The organism is Yeosuana sp. (assembly GCF_057126245.1).
Genome location: NZ_DBNGMQ010000028.1, coordinates 1 through 21,039, shown reverse-complemented (window position 1 = coordinate 21,039; position 21,039 = coordinate 1). Strand labels below are relative to the sequence as shown.

Genomic DNA, 21,039 nt, shown 5'->3' with positions numbered 1-21,039 from the left:
TATACTATGTGCGCATAATTTATTTTTGATTTATGTAAAATAAATCAATTTTTCTTTCTAATATTGACTCTATAAAACTTAAACTAAGACTAATAAATGAAAACAATTCTCCCTATCCTATTGTTACTGTTTTATGGATTAACAAATGCACAAACAACAATTACTGGAATCGTTGTCGATGATAACAGTCAGCCCATTCCAGGAGCTAACATCATAGTTGTTGGCACTTCTTCCGGAACAGTAACAGATTTTGACGGTAATTTTACGCTTAAAGTAAATATAAGCCCGCCATTTGATTTACAAGCTAGTATTGTTGGTTTTGAAACCGTAACACAACAAATAACAGAAAGTAATCAAATTGTTAACTTCGTTTTAATAGAAGGAACATCGCTAGACGAAGTGGTTATTTCCGCTTCAAGAACGCCAGAGCGTATTTTTGAATCGCCTGTAACTGTTGAGCGTTTAGGGCTAAAAGAAATAAAAAATACAGCTTCTGTAGATTTTTATGATGGTTTAGAGAACCTTAAAGGCGTCGATGTAAACACCAACAGTTTAACATTTAAATCTGTTAACACCAGAGGGTTTGCAACCTTTGCCAACAACCGGTTTATGCAGTTAGTAGATGGTATGGATAACTCTACACCCGCCTTAAACTTCCCTATTGGAAATTTAGTAGGTATGATAGAAACCGATGTGCAAAGCGTTGAACTTTTACCTGGAGCATCATCTGCTTTGTATGGGGCTAATGCTTTTAACGGGATTCTTTTTATGCGTAGTAAAAATCCGTTTGATCACCATGGGATTAGTGCTTACATGAAAAAAGGAATTACCTCTCAAGAAGCTGCCGGAGATAATGAATATACCGACTTCGGAATTCGAGCTGCATACAAGTTTAGTAATAAATTTGCTGCAAAAATTAATTTTGGTTATTTAAAAGGTACCGATTGGGCCGCTAATAACGAAACTGATAGAAATTCAAATGGCGGAACTCGTGAAACCAATTTAAATTATAACGGCGTCAACGTTTATGGTGATGTGGTTTCCACAAATATTAAAGGTGTAGCAGTAGCTCTTGAAGATTTAGGAATTCTGCCAGCAGGAGCCAATGCATTGGTGCCATCTGTAGCTGTTAGTAGAACAGGTTATGCTGAATCAGATTTAACGAATTATAATGCTGAAAGTGTTAAAGCAGACTGGGGTTTATACTACAGGCCTTTCGAAGATGACTTTGAAATATCCTATGTTGGAAAAGTAGGTACGGGTTCTACTATTTATCAAGGAAGTAACCGATATAATATTAATGGCTTTTTTCAGGAGCAACACAAGTTTGAAATCAAAAATAAAAATTTCTTTTTAAGAGGTTATATGGTTGGTGATAAAGCCGGAGACTCTTATGACATGGTTTTTACTGGTATTAATATTAACCGAGCCTGGAAAGATGACAACACCTGGTTTGGTGAATATACAGGAACTTACGTTCTAGCTACTTTAGGCGGTGCCACAGATGCGCAAGCCCATGCGGCGGCTAGAGCAAAGGCAGAATCTGGCAGATTTTTACCAGGCTCAGACGGATTTAATGCGGCCTTTAATAAGAGTATTAATGACCCTGATTTATTAACAGGTTCTAAATTTCAAGATGCGTCTAAATATTATCATTCAGACGCCAATTACAACTTTAGTCATTTAATTGACTTTGCAGAAATTCAGGTTGGGGGATCTTATAGAAAATATAGTCTAAATTCATTTGGAACTATTTACACTGATAAAGATGGAACAATTGATTACTCTGAGTATGGTGTATATACACAAATTCAGAAAAATTTAGAACTAAATGAATCTTTAGAACTTAAACTTACTGGTTCGGTTCGTTATGATAAATCCGAGTTTTTTGATGGTTTTTTGTCACCAAGAATTTCAGCTGGTTTAACAGTTAATAATAATCATAATATTAGAGCATCCGTTCAAACTGGGTTTAGAAATCCTACTACTCAAGATTTATTTATTGGTTTAGATGCTGGCCCTTATGTGTTAATAGGTGCTGCTCCTGATAACTTAGACAGATATTCTAGGTCTTATCCTGTTAGTGGTCCTGGCCAAGCATTAGGACAGCCTGCTAATGTTATTCAAACAGGTCGTGCTGGTTATGAAAATTCATATACATTAAGCTCGGCTCGAGCCCTAGGCGCTACTGGTAATCCTGCAGTTTTAGAAATTGCAAATCCAGATTTGGTAAAACCAGAACAAGTAACTTCTGCGGAGGTTGGTTATCGCGGGAAATTTAAAAACCTTACCGTAGATTTTAGTGCTTATTACAATAGCTACAAAGATTTTATTTCTCAAGCTACCGTTGTTTCTCCGCTATATGGAACCGTTGGCGATAATTCGCTTTCAGTAGCGGCATTAGCAAATAGTGATACGCAAGCGTATAATATTTATACTAATTCACCTGCGAAAGTCAACTCTTATGGAGCATCCATTGGTTTATCAACTAAAGTGTTTAATGATTTCGATTTAAGCGGTAGTTATACCTATGCTAAATTAGATTTTGATCGCGATAAATATCCTGATTTTGTAACAAATTTTAATACGCCAGAACATAAGTTTAAAGCCTCTTTTGGAAATACCGAATTATTTAAAAACTTTGGTTTTAACATTTCTTACAGATTTAGTGATGATTATTACTGGGAGGCAACTTTTGGAAACGGCGTCGTACCAGAATTTCATGTTTTAGATGCACAAATCAACTTAACCATTCCTAGTTTAAAATCAATGTTTAAAGTTGGTGCAACAAACCTTACTGGTGAAGAATACTTCACAGCCTTTGGTACAGGACTTATAGGCTCAATGTATTATGTGTCTTGGACAATTAATAATCTATAAAATGAAAAAGAAAATCATGAATACAAAATATATATGGCTGTTAATAATCCTTTTAGGATTCACAGCATGTAACGACATTGAAGATGTTTTAATTGATAATAATGTTGACACTTCTACTGAAGTTTTACCAGAACTAATTGCCGGTAGTGCCGATTTTTCTAGCTATGTTGCAGTTGGAGCTTCATTCACAGCCGGTTATACCGATGGTGCCGTTTTTATTGCAGCGCAAGAAAATTCGTTTCCAAACATTTTAGCTAAAGAATTTGCTAAAGTAGGAGGAGGGAGTTTTACCCAACCATTAATGAATGATAATATTGGAGGGCTAGTTTTTGGAGGTACTCCTAACCCGAATTTTTTACCAAGATTATACTTTAATGGCGAAGGCCCAGTGAGACTTCCAAGTACCCCAACCACAGATGGATTTAATGTCTTATCTGGACCTTTTAATAATGTTGGAGTCCCTGGAGCTAAAAGCTTTCATGTTACTTTTTCTGGTTATGGCAGCTTAAACCCATATTTTGGAAGAATGGCTTCATCTGCTTCTGCTACTATGCTTGGTGACGCAGTAAGTCAAAATCCAACTTTTTTCACACTTTCTGAATTAGGTGGAAATGATGTTTTAACATTTGCTACTTCTGGAGGCTCAGGCGTTGATCAAACAGGAAATTTAAACCCTTCAACGTACGGCAATAACGACATTACCGACCCAAATGTTTTTGCTAATGTGTTTAGTGGAATAGTTAGCACCTTAACAAATACTGGTGCCAAGGGTGTTGTAACCAATGTTCCTTACATAACAGATCTACCTTACTTTACAACCATACCAAATAATGCATTGGTTTTAGATGCAACCACCGCTGGACAATTAACAGGGTTTTTCCAAGCGGCTAGTGGTATATTTTTACAAGGTTTAGTGTTAAACGGAGTTCCATTAGAACAAGCACAAGCTTTAGCAGCTCAATATGCTATTACTTTTAATGAAGGTCCTAACAGGTTTTTAATAGATGTCCCAGCTACGCAGACGAATCCATTAGGGTTTAGACAAATGACAGCGGAAGAGTTACTTATGCTACCTATAAACCGAAACGCATTGGCACAAGGCTACGGTTCTGTAGTAATAACTCCAGAAGTATTACAGGTCTTAGGGCTTCTTCAACAGGGAGGTACGCCCACCCTTGAACAAGCAGGTTTGATTCTGGCTGCTGTAAACGGTATTGATGACCAAGATGCCTTAGACATTGATGAGCTCACAAGTATTAAAACTGCAACAGATGCTTATAATAATACAATTGCTGCTGTAGCTAATGCTAATGAAAATATTGCTTTAGTTGACTTAAACAGCATCTTAACCCAATTAGCATCAACAGGTACTAATTTTGATGATTATACGCTAGATGCAAATTTGGTTACAGGTGGTGCAGTTAGTTTAGACGGTATTCATTTAACAGCAAGAGGCTATGCATTTATGGCTAATAAATTTCTTGAAGCGATTGATACAAAATTTGGCTCAAACTTTATAGCTTCAGGTAATGTGGCTAAGGCTGGAAATCATCCTACAAATTATTAGCCCGAATTACAATAGAATAAAAGGATTTTACAAATTACTAACACCTTCGTATTGAAGGTGTTTTTTTATTGCAAAAAAGCTATAAAAACAACTTTCATTTTAAATTAAAAAATATATCTTTGCACGCGAAAACTTGAAGTGTTTTCTCAGAATTAAAATGCATAATATTAAACATATAAGTAATGGCTAAAGTTACAGGTAAAGTTGCACAAATCGTTGGTCCGGTTATCGATGTTGAATTCGGAGCAGGTTCTGAACTTCCAAAAATTTATGATTCATTAGAAATTAAAAGACCTGATGGCTCTTTATTAGTATTAGAGGTACAATCTCACATTGGTGAAGATTCTGTTCGTACTATCGCAATGGACTCGTCAGATGGATTAAGCAGAGGCACAGAGGTCACTGCAACTGGAGCACCTATTCAAATGCCAATTGGCGAAGATGTTTACGGACGCTTATTTAATGTTATTGGTGATGCCATTGATGGATTAGGTAATTTGCCTAAAGCTGGAAAAGCCGGTCTGCCAATTCACAGACAGGCACCGAAATTTGAAGATTTATCAACTTCTACAGAAGTTTTATTCACAGGTATTAAAGTAATCGATCTTATTGAGCCTTATGCAAAAGGTGGTAAAATTGGGTTATTTGGTGGTGCCGGTGTTGGTAAAACGGTATTAATTCAGGAGTTGATTAACAATATAGCAAAAGGTCACGGTGGTTTATCAGTATTTGCTGGTGTAGGAGAACGTACTCGTGAAGGAAATGACCTTTTAAGAGAAATGCTTGAGTCTGGTATTATTAAATATGGTGATGATTTTATGCACTCTATGGAAGAAGGTGGATGGGATTTAACGAAAGTTGATAAAGCCGGAATGAAAGAATCTAAAGCAACCTTTGTATTCGGACAAATGAACGAACCTCCTGGAGCGCGTGCTCGTGTGGCATTATCTGGTTTAACGATTGCAGAATATTTCCGTGATGGTGCTGGTGATAGTCAAGGAAAAGACGTTCTTTTCTTCGTAGATAATATTTTCCGTTTTACACAAGCTGGTTCTGAGGTGTCGGCGTTATTAGGTCGTATGCCATCTGCGGTAGGTTACCAACCTACATTAGCAACAGAAATGGGTGCGATGCAAGAGCGTATTACGTCTACTAAAAAAGGATCTATTACCTCTGTACAAGCGGTGTATGTACCTGCGGATGATTTAACAGATCCTGCGCCTGCTACAACCTTTGCCCACTTAGATGCAACAACCGTATTATCGCGTAAAATTGCTGAGTTAGGTATTTATCCTGCGGTTGATCCATTAGATTCTACGTCTAGAATTTTAACAGCTGATATTTTAGGAAATGAGCATTATGCATGTGCGCAACGTGTAAAAGAGTTATTACAACGCTATAAAGAATTACAAGATATTATTGCCATTCTTGGTATGGAAGAGCTTTCTGAAGAAGATAAAATGGCAGTAGGTAGAGCAAGACGTGTACAACGTTTCTTATCTCAACCATTCCACGTAGCTGAGCAGTTTACAGGAATTCCAGGTGTATTAGTTGATATTAAAGAAACCATTAAAGGATTTAATATGATTATGGATGGTGAGTTAGATCACTTACCAGAAGCAGCGTTTAACCTTAAAGGAACTATTGAAGAAGCTATTGAAGCTGGAGAGAAAATGCTTGCTGAAGTTTAATCTATTTAAACAATTAAAACTATGCATTTAGAAATTGTATCACCAGAAGCAACCTTATTTAGTGGAGAAGTAGATTCTATTGCTGTTCCAGGTGTAAATGGTGCCTTTGAAATGCTTAAAGATCACGCTCCTATCGTGTCTCTATTAAAGGAAGGTTTTGTTAAAATTTCTGGAAATATAACATTAGAAGAAGAGGTTCAAGACAAATTTACTAAAGGAGATAAAGGCACAACCTTATTAAAAATTGCTTCAGGAACTATTGAAATGAAAGATAATAAAGTTATTGTTTTAGCTGACTAACATTATTTCACAATACATAAAAAAACGCGAAGTAAAAACTTCGCGTTTTTTTATACCATTTTTTTAAAAATTACTCCTTTTTTATCTTTTCAATCCCAATTCATACCCAGTAAAAGCATAATATAGGATTAAAATTATATGCTTCATCAAAATAAATGTTATAAGCCTTTAATCGACTTTAGTTCAACTTTTAATTCCTGAAACATATTTACAATACTGCTTAGTTTTAATTCTTCCTCATTATATTCTTGAGTATTAATACAACACGTAAATTCCCATAACTCCAATACCTTTTCTAAATCTACTTCGTAGGGTTGGTAAAATTTATTATCACTACTCAACAATAATGTGTTATTGTTTTTTATTTTATTATATACACGCTTATAAACTAAGCCATCATCCTTTGTTAAAACAACATAGGTTCTTCCGTCTTTAACATCACTAATATCCTCAACAAATTTAGCAACAATAAACGCCCCATCTTTTACTGGTAACATAGAGTCCCCTTTTATAGGAAAGGCCCGATGTGTTCCGGTAGGTAAAAAAGGCAGTTTTATTTTTTGTAATTGCTCTATATATTCCGGATCTGCATAGCCTTCTAAATAGCCCGCAGACGCTTTTGCTGGTACAATCTCAATAAGATCTTCATTGTTTTCATTAACACTAATAGGAAAAAGAACGCGCTTATTTCCAACATCAATAAACGAGGTGCTTTTTGCTAGCCTTAAATCATTCTTAACCAAAATATCTATAGGAATATTAAAATAGCCAGATATATCTATAAGTCTATCAATTGGAGGTTCTGAACGTCCCTCTTCATAAGATCCTACCATAGAGCGTGTCCACTTTAACTCTTCCGCAAAACGTTCTTGAGAGAACTTCCTAAGTGTTCGCAAGTGTTTTATATTAATTTGAATAGGCTTCATGAAACATTATTTTTTTTAACATTAATTACTACAAATATAAGCAACAAAAACTACATATTGTAGTTTATTTTTACTGTATAAAATTATGTATCTCAATTGTCACACATATTACAGTTTGCGTTATGGCACTATAAAGCCAGAACGGCTCCTTGCTATTGCTTCAGAAAATGGCCTGCAAACACTAGCATTAACCGATATTAACAATACGTCGTCATGTTTAGATTTTGTGCGTCTTTCAAATAATTACAAAATTAAACCAGTACTTGGTGTAGACTTTAGAAACCATGCTAAACAGCAATTTATTTTAATAGCAAAAAATAATAACGGATTCTATAATATTAACCAATATCTGTCTGGTTTTTTACATAACTCAGCGTTAAAAATTCCTGAACAAGCACCACAACTTGAAGATACGTTTGTGATATATCCTTATACACATAACAAAACCTATACCTTAAAAGCCAATGAGTTTTTAGGTATTAAACCTCAAGACCTTAATCATCTTAAATTTTCAAAATGGAATACGTTTAGAAGTAAATTGGTGGTATTACAAACGGTCTCTTTTGAAAATAAAAAAGGATTTAACACGCATCGGTTACTGCGTGCTATTGACAATAACACCTTATTAAGCAAACTTCCTAAAAGTGAACAAGGCAACCCTACAGACAGGATGTTGCCTTATAATGAGTTATGCAATATCTATCAAGAATTTCCTGAGCTTTTAAAAAATACCTCATCGCTATTAAACCATTGCGCTATTGATTTTGACTTCTCTCAAAAAACGCCAAACAATCAAAAATCATATACTAATAACCAGGCGTTAGACTTTAAATTACTAAGAAGACTAACCTATCAAGGATTACATTATCGCTATAAAAAACCAGGAGAACGTATTTTTAAACGCATTGAAAAAGAACTTGACATTATTAAAGAAAAAGGATTTGTTCCCTACTTCCTCATCAACTGGAAAATTTTAAAATATGCTCGTAGCAAAGGGTATTATTATGTAGGTCGTGGTAGTGGCGCTAATAGTATCATCGCTTATTTATTACGAATTACAGATGTTGATCCTGTAGAACTCGATTTATATTTTGAACGTTTCATTAATCTATACAGGAAAAATCCACCAGATTTTGATATCGATTTTTCTTGGAAAGACCGCGACGATATCACACAATTTATCTTTAAACACTTTAAAAACACAGCACTTATTGCTGTTTACAATACGTTTAAATTTAGAGCGTCTATTAGAGAATTAGGAAAAGTATTTGGCCTACCAAAAACTGAAATGGATGTGCTTACCCGAGGAAAATATAATATGTATCAGCTAGACACCTTATCACAATTGGTTATTAAATACAGCACATACATTCAAGGATTTCCTAATTATTTAGGTATTCATGCTGGCGGTATTATTATTTCAGAAAAACCCATTCACTATTACACGGCGACATTTATGCCTCCAAAAGGATTCGCTACGACACAATTTGATATGGTTGTTGCCGAAGATATAGGATTGTACAAGTTTGATATTCTAAGTCAGCGTGGATTAGGAAAAATTAAAGATGCTGTCACTATTGTAGCCTATAATCATCCTGAAAAAGCCCCTATAGATATTCATGATATTAAACGCTTTAAACAAGATGAAAACATTAAAACCCTATTACGTCAGGCAAAAGCTATTGGCTGTTTTTACGTCGAATCTCCTGCCATGCGTATGCTACTCAAAAAACTACAAGTAGATACCTATTTAGGTCTGGTGGCTGCCAGTTCTGTTATTAGGCCCGGTGTTTCAAAGAGCGGTATGATGCGTGAGTATATTTTACGATATCGCTATCCTAAACGCCGTAAAGATGCGCATCCTGTTTTACTTAAAATTATGCCCGAAACCTATGGTGTTATGGTATACCAAGAAGATGTTATTAAAGTAGCGCATTATTTTGGTGGTTTAACCTTAGGCGAAGCCGATATGTTACGGCGTGGTATGTCTGGTAAATTTCGTTCGCGCGATGAGTTTTTAAAAGTAAAACAGCAATTTTTTGATAATTGTAAAAAAGCGGGAAAACCCGAGGCGCTTACCGAAGATATCTGGCGACAAATAGAAAGTTTTGCTGGCTATGCGTTTGCTAAAGGCCACTCAGCATCCTACGCCGTAGAGAGTTATCAAAGTCTGTTTTTAAAAGCGTATTATCCTTTAGAATATATGGTAGCTACCATTAATAATTTTGGTGGGTTTTACCAAACAGAGCTGTATGTTCATGAAGCCCGCATGCACGGCGGCATTATTGAAGCGCCTTGTATTAACCATAGTTTTAACGAAACAATCATTAAAGGAAAAACCATTTATTTAGGCTTTATGTTTTTACATGCCTTCGAATCAAAAACCATAAAACATTTACTTAATGAACGTAACAAGAATGGTGTTTTTAAAAGTCTTGACGATTTTATAGACCGCATTTCTATTACTATAGAACAAATAACCATTCTTATAAAAATAAACGCCTTTCGATTTACAGGAATTAATAAACGAGAACTCCTTTGGGAAGCCTATTTAAAAATTAGTAAAACCACCATACAAGAAAATACGGTTGATTTATTTAAAACCGAGCGTATTAACTATAAAACGCCTGAGTTGCCAACAACAACGCTAGAGAATGCCTTTGATGAGCTAGAGCTTTTGGGGTTTCCGTTGTGCAGTCCATTTAGTCTTACTGAACACAACTTTAAAAACCCGTTAAGAGCCTCTCAACTCTCTAAATTTAAAGGAGACATCATAACCATTGAAGGCTATTTAGTGACTGCTAAAAACACCGCAACATCAAACGGAAAGCGGATGTTTTTCGGAACCTTTTTAGATCGTGATGGTGACTTTATTGATACGGTACATTTTCCGCTAGTAGCCATAAAATATCCGTTTAGAGGAAAAGGTATTTACAGTATTTCTGGAAAAGTTATAGAAGAGTTTGACTGTACCAACATTGAGGTCATTTCTATGAAAAAATTAGCTGTTGTTGAAGACCCAAGATATAGTGACAAAACCAAACCTCTTACCGCATGAGCTCTGGAGAACGTGCCATAGTGCATATGGATTTAGATACCTTTTTTGTGTCTTGTGAACGCTTACTTGATAGTAGACTCATGGGGAAACCTGTGCTTATTGGCGGCACTAGCGATCGTGGTGTGGTAGCCTCTTGTAGCTATGAAGCACGTACATTTGGTATACATTCTGCCATGCCCATGCGAATGGCAAAAATGCTTTGTCCAGAAGCCATTATTCTTAGAGGGAATTCTGGTATTTACTCTAACTTTTCAAAAAACGTTACCGATGTTATTAAAGAACATGTACCACTATATGAGAAAACCTCTATTGACGAGTTTTATATTGATCTTACAGGAACCGATAAATTTTTTGGCTGTCATAAATTAGCCTCCGAGTTGCGCCAACGTATTATAAAAGAGACCGGATTGCCCATTTCATTTGGTTTATCTATAAATAAAACTGTTTCGAAAATAGCCACCGGTGAAGCAAAGCCCAATAATGAAATTAGAATTATAAAAGGAACCGAAAAACCTTTTCTCGCCCCTTTATCGGTTCGAAAAATACCCATGGTTGGCGAAGTAACGTATAAATCGCTTTGCGATTTAGGTGTAAAGCGTATTAAAAGCGTGCAAGACATGCCCATGGAACTCATGCATAAAGTACTTGGAAAAAACGGATTAGCCATTTGGAAAAAAGCTAATGGTATTGATAATAGTCCTGTTGTACAATATCATGAACGCAAATCTATCTCTACAGAACGCACCTTTAATAAAGACACAACCGACGTAAGTAAACTAAAAAGTATCATTATTGCGATGGCAGAAAATCTGGCTTATCAATTACGTCGCGGCAATAAACTAACCGCTTGTATCACTTTTAAAATTAGATATTCAGATTTTCAAACCTATACCCAACAGCAACGCATTCCGTATAGTGCTATGGACCATAATATTATTCCAGTGGTGTTAGATTTATACAAAAAACTTTATAACAGACGCTTACTGGTTCGTCTTATTGGTGTTAGGTTTAGCCATTTAGTTGAAGGTGGTCACCAAATTAATTTATTTGAAGACGATGAAAAACACCTTCATTTAAGTCAGGCCATTGATACAATGCGAGAACGTTATGGAGACAGAGCGGTTGTTTTAGCTGCGGGCATGGAAGCCAAAAGTATTAGCAGATGGAATCCGTTTAACGGCGAACCACCACCATTATTAGCCAATAGAAGGCAGTAATTTAAAATTAAAAAAGCTTGATGCTTTTTGCGATAGAATACCCGTTACGTTTATAAGTAACTGCCGTTCCCTTCACACAAAAACCGTAAGTCGCTCTTGCTTTTTGTTCTCTAACAGATAGCAATATCACCTCTTCAACCCCACACTCAAAATCTTTTGCGACTTTACTTTTTACATCTTCAATGGTAGCGCGTCCTTTTTTTAATTGCGATTGAATTTTACTATTCAATTCAGGCTCTGTAAAATCTTCTGCAAGCTTACACGTATTATCAGTCTCAGCAGTATTTTTTTCTTTGTCCTTTTTAGTAATTTTTGAAACTGGTGTCGTTGTAACCAAGGTATTATCTATACCTGGTTTTTCTAAATCAATATATTCCCATGTATAATCAGCTTTTAGTAAAACCCGCCGGCCATCATCTGTTTTTACGATATAATTATTTTGTGAAAACCCAAGATATGACACAAAAAATAGTAAGATTAAAAGAAATATTTTCATAATAGATAAGAATTTTTATTGTTATTTAGGTTGCAACCACGATTTTCGTGCTGATTCCTTTTTGTTATTTAATTTCAAATTATTGGATTCAAATAAACTTAAACCATACGCCTTGCTTGCTTGTAAAATTAGCGTTGTTTCTTTAGTAATACCAAAACGTTCATAGGTGACAGCAACCTCATCATTTGGTTTGAACGTGTTTAATATGCCGTTAAAATCTATAGTAGCATTTAAAACAACATCTCCAACCTTCATAATCTTATCACCATTTTCTAAGCCCGCCTTATAAGCCGAAGACCCTATAAGCGGGTTATCTGTAATCAAACCATCTTTTACCTTCGCTCCAAACGATACTTTCGTTTTATCTTGTGTCAATAAAACTCCTACTTCGTTTAATAAACGTTCCATATCAGGCATCTCACTTTTATAGATATACCGCTTAAAAAAGGAATCCCCAAATTCTGCTCCGGCATAGTTATTTAAGGTATTATGTAAATCTTCAACCGTATAGGGTTTTTCTTGTTTTCCGAAATTTATCCACATTAATTTCATAAAATCGTCAAGATTTAATCCGTTCTCTCGCAAGGATAAATCCAAAGCTAACCCTAAGGCGCTTCCATAAGTATAATAAGAAATAAAGGTATTGTTTCTATTTACCGGATCTACAGATACGGCAGCATCTACAAATGGCGCTTGATAACTCATTTCAATAGGATTAAAAAACTGTCTTCCAGGTGAATTCCATACAGCATTAAAAGTACCTGTTAAGCCTTTAACGTAATCTTCCTCACTTATTAATCCTGCCCGGCATAATATGAGTGACGTATAATAACTGGTAAAACCTTCGGCAAACCACAATTCGCCGCTCATATTAGCCTCTTCAAAATTAAAAGGCTCCAATGATTGTGGGCGAATACGCTCTACATTCCAGCAATGAAAAAACTCATGTGCTACCGTTCCTATATTTCGTTCCATACCACCTTCTGCCAGGCTTCTTGTACTTGTTAAAATAGTTGAATTTCTGTGTTCCATACCATCGCCAGATGCGTTTGGAATATAACATGCTAAAAACGTGTAGTTACCATAATCGAAGGTTGGTAACTCACCAAATACAGCTTCCTCTTGTAACACAATTTTTTTTACTTTTTCAAAATATAAATCAAGTTCCTTTTCTGTTCCATTATGATGCAAGGCGAAATTTATGGTTTGTCCTTTCACATCAAAAAAACGTAAGCTGTAATCACTAATTTCCGTTGGGCTATCCATAAAATACTGCAGATTATTAGCATAATACGTATTCCCTTTAACATGTTTTAGTTGTGTCACCACTTTCCAATTTAAATCTTCACGTGGCTTAAAAGCTACTTGAAACCCCTGATTTTTTAAACTAGGCATATACATAAACGTAGCCGGCATATTTAAATGTGCATGGGTTTCATCAATTTGAGAATAGGTACCTCCACCTCTATTGGCAAACAAAATATAACTCACTTTTATAGTGCCATCATGGTCTTTTACTCTCCATGAATACGGGTCTGGTCTAAAAACTTCCAAAGCATTTCCTTTGCCGTCTGTTACCTTAACCGCATAGATATTTTTCATAAATTCATGTAATGCATAACGCCCAGGCGAGGTTCTGCTCATTCTAAATGCTACATCATTACTATTTAAATTAGAAAACGTAGCTTCAATAAATGCTTCGTGATGAACAGCGTTTTCAAAAGATATGCTATACTGAGATGATACTTGTGCCGTTACGATAAATCGAATACCCAACAGTAAAACCCAAAAAAGAAATCGATTCATAAACAAAATTTAAGTGCCTAAGATACTACTTTCTATGTATTTCTAATCTTTGGTATACTCTAAAATATCACTAGGCTGACAGTCTAAGGCTTTACAAATGGCTTCTAAGGTTGAAAAGCGAATGGCTTTTGCTTTTCCTGTTTTTAAAATAGAGAGATTGGCTGTAGTGATACCAATAATCTCTGCCAATTCATTGCTTTTCATGTTTCGCTTTGCCAACATAATATCAAGATTTACTATGATAGCCATGATTATATAGTTAGATCGTTTTCTTTTTGTAAAACATGTGCTTTGTCAAAAACTTCACTTAAAAAAAGAAAAAAAAGGCCCATAACAATGAATATAACCCAAGACGAGTCTATGCCCACTTTAAGAACATTCCCTAATAAAAACCCTAATACTAACTTAACAAAAGCAGAACCAAATCCACAAATTAAAAAGAGTACACCAATTTTTTTGAAATTTTTAATCACAAATTGTGAAAAATAATTCCCTTCAGATAAATCATTCAAACTCATTCTTATGAGTCTAACAGATCTAAAAAACAAATAATAAAGAGTTCCAACTAATAATAAGGTTATTACACTTTTATATAATGGTAATACACTCAAATCAACTTGGCTTCCTAAAAACCCAATCTCATAACTACTATTGGTAAATATTAGTAACGGAAAAGAAACTAAGCCACCAATCAAAGCAATCAGTAATACATAGTAATAGATAGATATCAATTTTTTTAAAATATTTATTGTTTTCATAAAATTATTGTTTAACGATAACAAATGTATATAAAATTATCGAAAAACAATAATTTTAGTTTAATTTTTTATTTATTATATCTATTCAAAGCACAAAATAATTCTATATTTGCAGCGAAAATAAATAGGTATGAGTATAAAAAAAATGTTGGTTTTTATAGCCTTCACCGTATTGGGTATTTATATAAGTAAGGCACAAGGCATTTTAAAACAAGACCTGGATTCTATAACCATCACATCTTCAAGAATAGACCTTCCTTTTAAGGAAAACTCAAGAACGATTACGATTATTTCTTCTGAAGACATTAAACAAAGTGCGGCAACCAACGTTGCCGATATATTGCAACAATTCGCTGGTGTTGATATAAGACGCCGTGGGACTTCTGGAATGCAAGCCGATTTATACATTCGTGGTGGTAGTTTTGATCAAACCTTATTACTTATTGATGGTATTAAAGTAGATGATGCACAAACAGGACATCACTCTATGAATATGGCGTTGCCTATTGAAGTTATTGAACGCATTGAAATCATTAAAGGCTCTGCCGCGAGAGTATTTGGGCAAAATGCTTTTACAGGCGCTGTAAATATTGTCACTAAAAAAAATCAGGAAAACCACATGTCTTTAGGCTTACAAGCAGGTTCTTATGGACAAAAAAATGCCTCCGTAACAGCTGCAAATAACCTAGAAAACTCCTCGCATTTAGTCCATGTTTCAAGGAATGTTTCCGATGGTTACCGATTTAATACCGACTACGATAATCAAAACTATTTTATAAAAAATACGTTTAATAAAGCCAAATTACCCATTAACATAATTACGGCTTTTTCTGAACGTAAATTTGGAGCTAACGGGTTTTATGCAAGCCCGACTGCTATCAATCAATACGAAGAAACGCAAACAAGTTTAGTGGGTGTTTCAACAGATATAAAAAAGGAGCATCTTACTTTAAAACCACGTTTGTACTGGAGACGAAATCAAGATGAATATGTTTTTGTGCGTCAAGACCCCTCAATTTACCGAAACTTACACCAAACCAACAAGATTGGCGCCGAAATAAACATGCAATACAACTCTAATTTAGGGATAACCGGTTTTGGTGTTGATATGGCTAAAGTGTATCTATCTAGTAACAATCTGGGAAATCGAAACCGATTTATGACCACCTTGTTCTTAGAACACTTATTTAAACTGGCCAACGACAAGTTAGACATTACACCTGGTGTTGCCGTCACTTATTTTTCCGATTTTAAATTTCATGCCTTTCCAGGAATTGATATCGGTTATAAATTAAACGACCAGTTAAAAGCCTATGGAAATATTGGTTACACGTATAGAATCCCAACGTATACCGATTTATATTATAGTGACCCAACAACACTTGGCGACGAAAATTTAGATCCTGAAGAAGCCATTGCACAAGAATTAGGATTAAAATTCTTTGCTAATAATTTTAGTGCCTCAGTAGCCTTTTTTAACAGAGACGCAAACAAACTTATTGATTATGTTAAAGAAAATGAAGACGACCTTTGGCAAGCTACAAATATTAGAAAATTAAACACTAAAGGATTTGAATTAAACACGAATTTCAACTTTAAGCTAGGTAATTTAAATCAAGGTTTAAACCTATCTTATTCATTTTTAGAAGATGAAATTAAAAATTTGAATGTGAATTTTTCGCGATATTCAATTAATTCTATGAAACATCACGTCACCTCAAAATTAAGCACCAGATTTATAAAGAATATCACTCAAAATATCGTGTATAAATATGCCGAACGAACCAACGGAGAAAGTTACTCCGTATTAGATGCCAGTATCAATGCGACCTTTAATGCTTTTGAAGTGTCAATCATAGCAAACAACATCTTTAATACTGAATATACAGAAACCAATTTAGTACCTATGCCAAAAGGTAATATGCTATTTGGTCTTACTTATCATTTTAAATAAATAGTTTAAAAAACTAGACAAAAAAGTTATTATAAGGAAATACCGTAATTATTTAATTTCCTAAACAAGTATATTTACAAAAACTTCTTCTTATATGACACGCATCATTTTAGCATTTTGTTTTGGCATATGTTGCATATCCTTTAATGCTTTCTCTCAAAAAGATCCAGACATCTTCAGCAAATTTGAATCTAAATTCTATGACATTGATGGCTATAACATTAATGTAGAAGTAAAAGGTTCGGGTGACCCAATTTTCTTTTTACCTGGCGGTCCAGGAAATTCTCATGACTATATGCAAGCGAATTTTGGTCAGTATTACAAAACGAACACCGTGGTGTTTTTTGATTTTTTAGGACGCGGAAAAAGTGATGATGCTAAAGATAAAACAGAGTATTCTGTTGACAATGATGTCGCTCTTATTGAAAGCCTAAGAACCCTATTAAATTTTGAAAAAATATCTATTGTAGGGCATTCCTACGGAACCGTTCCTGCTCAGGCTTATGCTATAAAATATCCAAACCAAGTTGATAAATTAGTGCTTATAAACGGTTTTCATAGCGGTGCTATGTGGCAAGCCAATTGCGATAGCTACAACCATTACGCCAAAACTCATTTTCCCGAAAAATGGAAACAGGTAGACTCTTTACGAGCATTAGGTTATGTATCTAGTCAAGAACCTTTAAAATCATTGTATGCTAGCATTCCTACTAAATATGTTTACTACCACAACACTAAAATAGAAGGCAATAAGCCAAAAGAATCCTACCGACATTGGGCTAATGATGTATATGTGACCATTATTGGTGCCGATGGTGATTTTGATGTAAGCGGCAGTATGATTAACCAAGACTACAGGCAACAACTAAAAAACGTTACAGCTAAAACACTCATAGTTGCTGGAAGATATGATGGTGTTTCTACTCCAGAATTTAATGTGCAGTATAAAACCTTTATGCCTCAGGCTGAATTTGTGATGTTTGAGCAAAGCGGACACAACCCATATTTAGAGGAGCCTGAAAAATTCTACGCCCTTTTTGAGGCCTTTTTTGCTATTAAATAACAACTATTTTAGTGAACTGATCTTGTGTTAGCGAACCTTTTTTAATTATAGGTAGCGCGTTTATACTACAGTAATTAAATAAGATGAAGAGGAAAGCGTTGCCTGAAAGGAAACGCCCAAAATACTATTCCAAAATTCAGAAGGTTTTCTTAACTTTGAACGAGTAATACAACGTCCATGACATTGAACCTACAAGACATTCCTCGTGTTAAGACCATTAGTAAAGACGACTTTATAACCCATTATTTTAAGCCACAAAAACCTGTGGTGATTGAGCGTTATATTGATGACTGGCCTGCCTACAAAAAATGGAATTTAGACTATATGAAAACCGTTGCCGGTCATGTAAGCATTCCTTTATATGATGACCGGCCTATTGATTACAAAAAGAAGTTTAATGAAGCGCATGCTAAAATGAAAATGAGCGATTATATCGATTTATTGAAGCGTGAACCTACCAAATACCGTATTTTTTTATGGAACGCCCTCAAGGAAATCCCTGAGCTTCAAAAAGATATTAGCTTTCCAGATCTTGGTTTGCGTCTTATGAAAGATATTCCCATGTTGTTTTTTGGAGGTAAGGATTCACGCACTTTCATGCATTATGATATTGACTTAGCTAATATTTTTCATTTTCATTTTGAAGGTACCAAGAAGGTTATTTTGTTTGATCAGAAACAGAATGATTATTTGTATAAAGTACCGCACTCTTTAATTACCAGAGAAGATATTGATTTTGCCAAGCCTGATCTTGAAAAATGGCCTATGCTAAAAAAAGCAAAAGGCTATAAAACGGAACTCAATCATGGTGAGGTACTCTATATGCCCGAAGGGTATTGGCATTATATGCGTTACGTCACTCCGGGATTTTCTATGAGTTTAAGAGCGATAGCGAGAAACCCTAAAAACTTCTCCAGGGCCATTTATAATATACTGCTAATGCGCAATTTTGACAATATTATGAGGCGCTTAAAAGGGCAAACATGGATTGATTGGAAAAATGAACAAGCCATAATAAAAACGCATAAGTATTTATAGACGAACCCATTATATGTTTTTATAACAAATTGATTATCGATGCAAATTGCACTCAAAAAAATGAGTAAAATTCATTCGAATTGACATTCAATTTTAAAGTATAACACAAAATGCGCAACGCATAAGCATTTGTATGTGTGTATGCATTTTTACTGAAAAATTTATAATACATTTGCCCACCTAAATTTTAAACTCAAATCATGAAAAAATTATTTTTTTTAGTTGCGATTCTTAGTGTCTCGCTTGTTAATGCGCAAGCATTTACAGGTAGTAACGACAACAAATTTCAAGTAGGTACCAATTTACAAGATAATGCCACCAGTATACAAATAAGTTACGATTTTGGCCTGGGCGAAAACATCTCTATCGGGGTTTCTTCGGCGTATGCTTTAGGCGTTAATGATGCGATAGATGCTAGTTTTGGAGATCGCTTTGATATTAAAGGGCGTTTTAATGCCAACATTGGGAATGTACTTAACATTGATGAAAGTTTTGATCTATATCCAGGTTTAAACATAAGTCTTAAAAACTTTGGCGGGCATTTAGGAGCACGTTACTTTTTTTCAGATGGCTTTGGCGTTTTTACCGAATTTAATGTGCCTTTTGCAAAGTATAATACCGACACGTTAACCCCTAGTGAAAAATTATTCAACCAGTTTACGGTTAGTTTAGGAGCGTCTTTTAATTTATAAAAGCGTTTATAATATTTTAAAAGCGGAAAACAATCATCTTGTTTTCCGCTTTTTTTTATGATATCACCGTCATTGCGAGCGAAGCGAAGCAATCGCATGATGTGAACTCCTATTAAACAGATTACTTCAGTCGTTTTTCCATCGCGCCATCTGGCCCATTCGCTAAAAATGTATACTATACATTTTCTTTACGCGTTGTCCTGTAATGACGAATTGTCCTTTGTAATGACGGTTATTTTATCAATTCATTGGCTTTTTCATACACCAAATGGCTTTCCCAGCCACGGTATAAAAAGTAGTCTATAAACTTCTTTTTTTTCTTTAACTTATTGGTTTCCTTGATACTATAAACCTTTTTATCGGCTAAATCATTAAAAACCCTGATGTAATCCGCGTCAGTAATTTCCGCAAGTGCCATTTTTATATTAACTTTACCCACGCCTTTTTGCTTTAATTGAAAAGCCAAGCGGTTACGGCCCCAAGCCTTAATTTTGAACTTGCCACTTACATATGTTTTGGCAAAACGTTCTTCATTAAGAAAATTATGATTTAAAAGGTGTACTATTATGGTGTCAATAGCCTCAGGAATCATAAACATGTTGGTTAGCTTTTGCCTGACCTCTTGGTGGCTACGTTCCTGATACGCGCAATAAGACTCCAGTTTGCTGGTGGCTTCTTGTAAAGTATATGTTTTTTTGGGTTGCTTCATGGTAAGCCAAAAATAACAATTGAAACAGTAATATTTAGTATAAAATTTTAAAATACCAAATCTTAAATTTTAAACTTAACCCTATGAAAAAAATAACCTCTATAAAATCCCTGCCCGTTTTAATAGCTTTATTTTGTGGGGTAAACTTTGGATTTGGGCAAGAAATTGCTTCTTTTAATTCTACCCAAAACGCAGGTTGTAGTGGTGTAATTTCACAAGATCTTAATATTACTCTAACTGGAATTTGTAGAGGAACTGGAATTAATCTAACAGGGGGGCCATTTTATGAATCTAGTGATTGGACAGCAAATGAAACAATAGATCTTGATGATTATTTAGAGTGGACTTTAACTCCTAACTCTGGTTACCAAATTGATTTAACTACCATGGACATTAGATATGACCGATTTGGTAATGGTCCAGATAAACTTGATATTCGAATAGACATTGGTTCAGGGTTTTCTTCTATTTTTACTGATGCTTCAGTGGATCCTAGTGGTGAAGATAATACAGGAATAGATTTATCTGCATATTCAGGAATCACTGGAACAATCATATTCAGACTATATGCATATAGTGCAAATTTATTAGCTGGAACTTTTGATATAGAAGAACTTATAGCCTTATCAGGCAGCAATAAAGGTATTGTCATAAATGGTACTGTTTCTGAAATACCTTGTTTTGTAACCGCCACTTGGTCTGCCGGAGCATGGAGTAATGGTGGACCAAATTTTAATAAAAATGCTGTTATTGCTGATATTTATGACACCAGTGCTGGAGGTGAACAAACAAGTTTTACTGCTTGTAACTTAACAATAGATCCAGGAGGTAGCTTAACTGTAGCTGATAACACTTATGTAGAAATAATAAATGATGTTATAGTA

Annotated in this window: 17 protein-coding genes; 11 read left to right on the top strand and 6 right to left on the bottom strand. The window is 34.9% G+C overall.

The window, feature by feature from the left end; genetic code table 11:
* Positions 1-96: 96 nt before the first annotated feature.
* From AC15TD_RS02920 to AC15TD_RS02905, 4 genes are all read left to right on the top strand, one after another.
* Entirely contained in the window at positions 97-2,880 is a 2,784-nt protein-coding gene (locus tag AC15TD_RS02920) for a TonB-dependent receptor (RefSeq protein ID WP_484450642.1), read from the top strand.
* Position 2,881: 1 nt separating this feature from the next.
* Positions 2,882-4,447 carry a G-D-S-L family lipolytic protein gene (locus AC15TD_RS02915; RefSeq protein ID WP_484450641.1) on the top strand — a complete coding sequence of 522 codons (1,566 nt, stop codon included), beginning with the start codon at positions 2,882-2,884 and terminating at the stop codon, positions 4,445-4,447.
* Positions 4,448-4,629: 182 nt separating this feature from the next.
* Positions 4,630-6,138, top strand: coding sequence for a F0F1 ATP synthase subunit beta (atpD, locus tag AC15TD_RS02910; protein ID WP_484450640.1), 1,509 nt, complete (start codon positions 4,630-4,632; stop codon positions 6,136-6,138).
* A 21-nt stretch (positions 6,139-6,159) separates the two neighbouring features.
* Positions 6,160-6,438, top strand: coding sequence for a F0F1 ATP synthase subunit delta/epsilon (locus tag AC15TD_RS02905; RefSeq protein WP_484450639.1), 279 nt, complete (start codon positions 6,160-6,162; stop codon positions 6,436-6,438).
* A 158-nt stretch (positions 6,439-6,596) separates the two neighbouring features.
* Here AC15TD_RS02905 and AC15TD_RS02900 read toward each other — a convergent pair whose 3' ends face one another.
* Complete coding sequence (locus AC15TD_RS02900) at positions 6,597-7,364, bottom strand: XRE family transcriptional regulator (protein ID WP_484450638.1); 768 nt, start codon at positions 7,362-7,364, stop codon at positions 6,597-6,599.
* Positions 7,365-7,449: 85 nt separating this feature from the next.
* Between AC15TD_RS02900 and AC15TD_RS02895 the strand changes: the two genes are divergently transcribed.
* Positions 7,450-10,422, top strand: coding sequence for a DNA polymerase III subunit alpha (locus AC15TD_RS02895; RefSeq protein WP_484450637.1), 2,973 nt, complete (start codon positions 7,450-7,452; stop codon positions 10,420-10,422).
* Positions 10,419-11,639, top strand: coding sequence for a DNA polymerase IV (dinB, locus tag AC15TD_RS02890; RefSeq protein WP_484450636.1), 1,221 nt, complete (start codon positions 10,419-10,421; stop codon positions 11,637-11,639). The genes AC15TD_RS02895 and dinB overlap by 4 nt, the downstream gene beginning before the upstream one ends.
* A gap of 7 nt (positions 11,640-11,646) precedes the next feature.
* Here dinB and AC15TD_RS02885 read toward each other — a convergent pair whose 3' ends face one another.
* The 4 genes from AC15TD_RS02885 to AC15TD_RS02870 are packed head-to-tail and all read right to left on the bottom strand — an operon-like array spanning position 11,647 to position 14,699.
* The gene (locus AC15TD_RS02885; RefSeq protein WP_484450635.1) at positions 11,647-12,135 is read right to left on the bottom strand and encodes a DUF3157 family protein; all 489 of its coding nucleotides are present in this window, start codon (positions 12,133-12,135) and stop codon (positions 11,647-11,649) included.
* Positions 12,136-12,156: 21 nt separating this feature from the next.
* Positions 12,157-13,941 carry a M61 family metallopeptidase gene (locus AC15TD_RS02880; protein WP_484450634.1) on the bottom strand — a complete coding sequence of 595 codons (1,785 nt, stop codon included), beginning with the start codon at positions 13,939-13,941 and terminating at the stop codon, positions 12,157-12,159.
* 42 nt (positions 13,942-13,983) lie between these two features.
* On the bottom strand, positions 13,984-14,190 hold the full coding sequence (locus tag AC15TD_RS02875) for a helix-turn-helix domain-containing protein (RefSeq protein WP_484450633.1): 207 nt from the start codon (positions 14,188-14,190) through the stop codon (positions 13,984-13,986).
* 2 nt (positions 14,191-14,192) lie between these two features.
* Positions 14,193-14,699: a DUF2975 domain-containing protein gene (locus AC15TD_RS02870; RefSeq protein WP_484450632.1), complete on the bottom strand. Its 507-nt coding sequence runs from the start codon at positions 14,697-14,699 to the stop codon at positions 14,193-14,195.
* Positions 14,700-14,829: 130 nt separating this feature from the next.
* On the opposite strand from AC15TD_RS02870, the gene AC15TD_RS02865 reads away from it, so the two are divergent.
* The 4 genes from AC15TD_RS02865 (at position 14,830) to AC15TD_RS02850 (ending at position 19,446) form a co-directional block, all read left to right on the top strand.
* The gene (locus AC15TD_RS02865) at positions 14,830-16,653 is read left to right on the top strand and encodes a TonB-dependent receptor (RefSeq protein ID WP_484450631.1); all 1,824 of its coding nucleotides are present in this window, start codon (positions 14,830-14,832) and stop codon (positions 16,651-16,653) included.
* 94 nt (positions 16,654-16,747) lie between these two features.
* Entirely contained in the window at positions 16,748-17,716 is a 969-nt protein-coding gene (locus AC15TD_RS02860; RefSeq protein WP_484450630.1) for an alpha/beta fold hydrolase, read from the top strand.
* A gap of 177 nt (positions 17,717-17,893) precedes the next feature.
* The gene (locus AC15TD_RS02855) at positions 17,894-18,754 is read left to right on the top strand and encodes a cupin-like domain-containing protein (RefSeq protein ID WP_484450629.1); all 861 of its coding nucleotides are present in this window, start codon (positions 17,894-17,896) and stop codon (positions 18,752-18,754) included.
* A gap of 200 nt (positions 18,755-18,954) precedes the next feature.
* Positions 18,955-19,446, top strand: a complete 492-nt coding sequence (locus AC15TD_RS02850) for a DUF6646 family protein (protein ID WP_484450628.1) — start codon at positions 18,955-18,957, stop codon at positions 19,444-19,446.
* A gap of 232 nt (positions 19,447-19,678) precedes the next feature.
* Here AC15TD_RS02850 and AC15TD_RS02845 read toward each other — a convergent pair whose 3' ends face one another.
* Entirely contained in the window at positions 19,679-20,155 is a 477-nt protein-coding gene (locus AC15TD_RS02845; protein ID WP_484450627.1) for a regulatory protein RecX, read from the bottom strand.
* Between the two features lie 83 nt (positions 20,156-20,238).
* Between AC15TD_RS02845 and AC15TD_RS02840 the strand changes: the two genes are divergently transcribed.
* The coding region (locus tag AC15TD_RS02840; protein ID WP_484450626.1) for a hypothetical protein at positions 20,239-21,039 on the top strand (801 nt) is incomplete at its 3' end.

Excerpts from the sequence above, each read along its gene's own strand:
- AC15TD_RS02920 (WP_484450642.1), top strand. The coding sequence starts at position 97 with ATGAAAACAATTCTCCCTATCCTATTGTTACTGTTTTATGGATTAACA.
- AC15TD_RS02915 (WP_484450641.1), top strand. The coding sequence starts at position 2,882 with ATGAAAAAGAAAATCATGAATACAAAATATATATGGCTGTTAATAATC.
- atpD (WP_484450640.1), top strand. The coding sequence starts at position 4,630 with ATGGCTAAAGTTACAGGTAAAGTTGCACAAATCGTTGGTCCGGTTATC.
- AC15TD_RS02905 (WP_484450639.1), top strand. The coding sequence starts at position 6,160 with ATGCATTTAGAAATTGTATCACCAGAAGCAACCTTATTTAGTGGAGAA.
- AC15TD_RS02900 (WP_484450638.1), bottom strand. The coding sequence starts at position 7,364 with ATGAAGCCTATTCAAATTAATATAAAACACTTGCGAACACTTAGGAAG.
- AC15TD_RS02895 (WP_484450637.1), top strand. The coding sequence starts at position 7,450 with ATGTATCTCAATTGTCACACATATTACAGTTTGCGTTATGGCACTATA.
- dinB (WP_484450636.1), top strand. The coding sequence starts at position 10,419 with ATGAGCTCTGGAGAACGTGCCATAGTGCATATGGATTTAGATACCTTT.
- AC15TD_RS02885 (WP_484450635.1), bottom strand. The coding sequence starts at position 12,135 with ATGAAAATATTTCTTTTAATCTTACTATTTTTTGTGTCATATCTTGGG.
- AC15TD_RS02880 (WP_484450634.1), bottom strand. The coding sequence starts at position 13,941 with ATGAATCGATTTCTTTTTTGGGTTTTACTGTTGGGTATTCGATTTATC.
- AC15TD_RS02875 (WP_484450633.1), bottom strand. The coding sequence starts at position 14,190 with ATGGCTATCATAGTAAATCTTGATATTATGTTGGCAAAGCGAAACATG.
- AC15TD_RS02870 (WP_484450632.1), bottom strand. The coding sequence starts at position 14,699 with ATGAAAACAATAAATATTTTAAAAAAATTGATATCTATCTATTACTAT.
- AC15TD_RS02865 (WP_484450631.1), top strand. The coding sequence starts at position 14,830 with ATGAGTATAAAAAAAATGTTGGTTTTTATAGCCTTCACCGTATTGGGT.
- AC15TD_RS02860 (WP_484450630.1), top strand. The coding sequence starts at position 16,748 with ATGACACGCATCATTTTAGCATTTTGTTTTGGCATATGTTGCATATCC.
- AC15TD_RS02855 (WP_484450629.1), top strand. The coding sequence starts at position 17,894 with ATGACATTGAACCTACAAGACATTCCTCGTGTTAAGACCATTAGTAAA.
- AC15TD_RS02850 (WP_484450628.1), top strand. The coding sequence starts at position 18,955 with ATGAAAAAATTATTTTTTTTAGTTGCGATTCTTAGTGTCTCGCTTGTT.
- AC15TD_RS02845 (WP_484450627.1), bottom strand. The coding sequence starts at position 20,155 with ATGAAGCAACCCAAAAAAACATATACTTTACAAGAAGCCACCAGCAAA.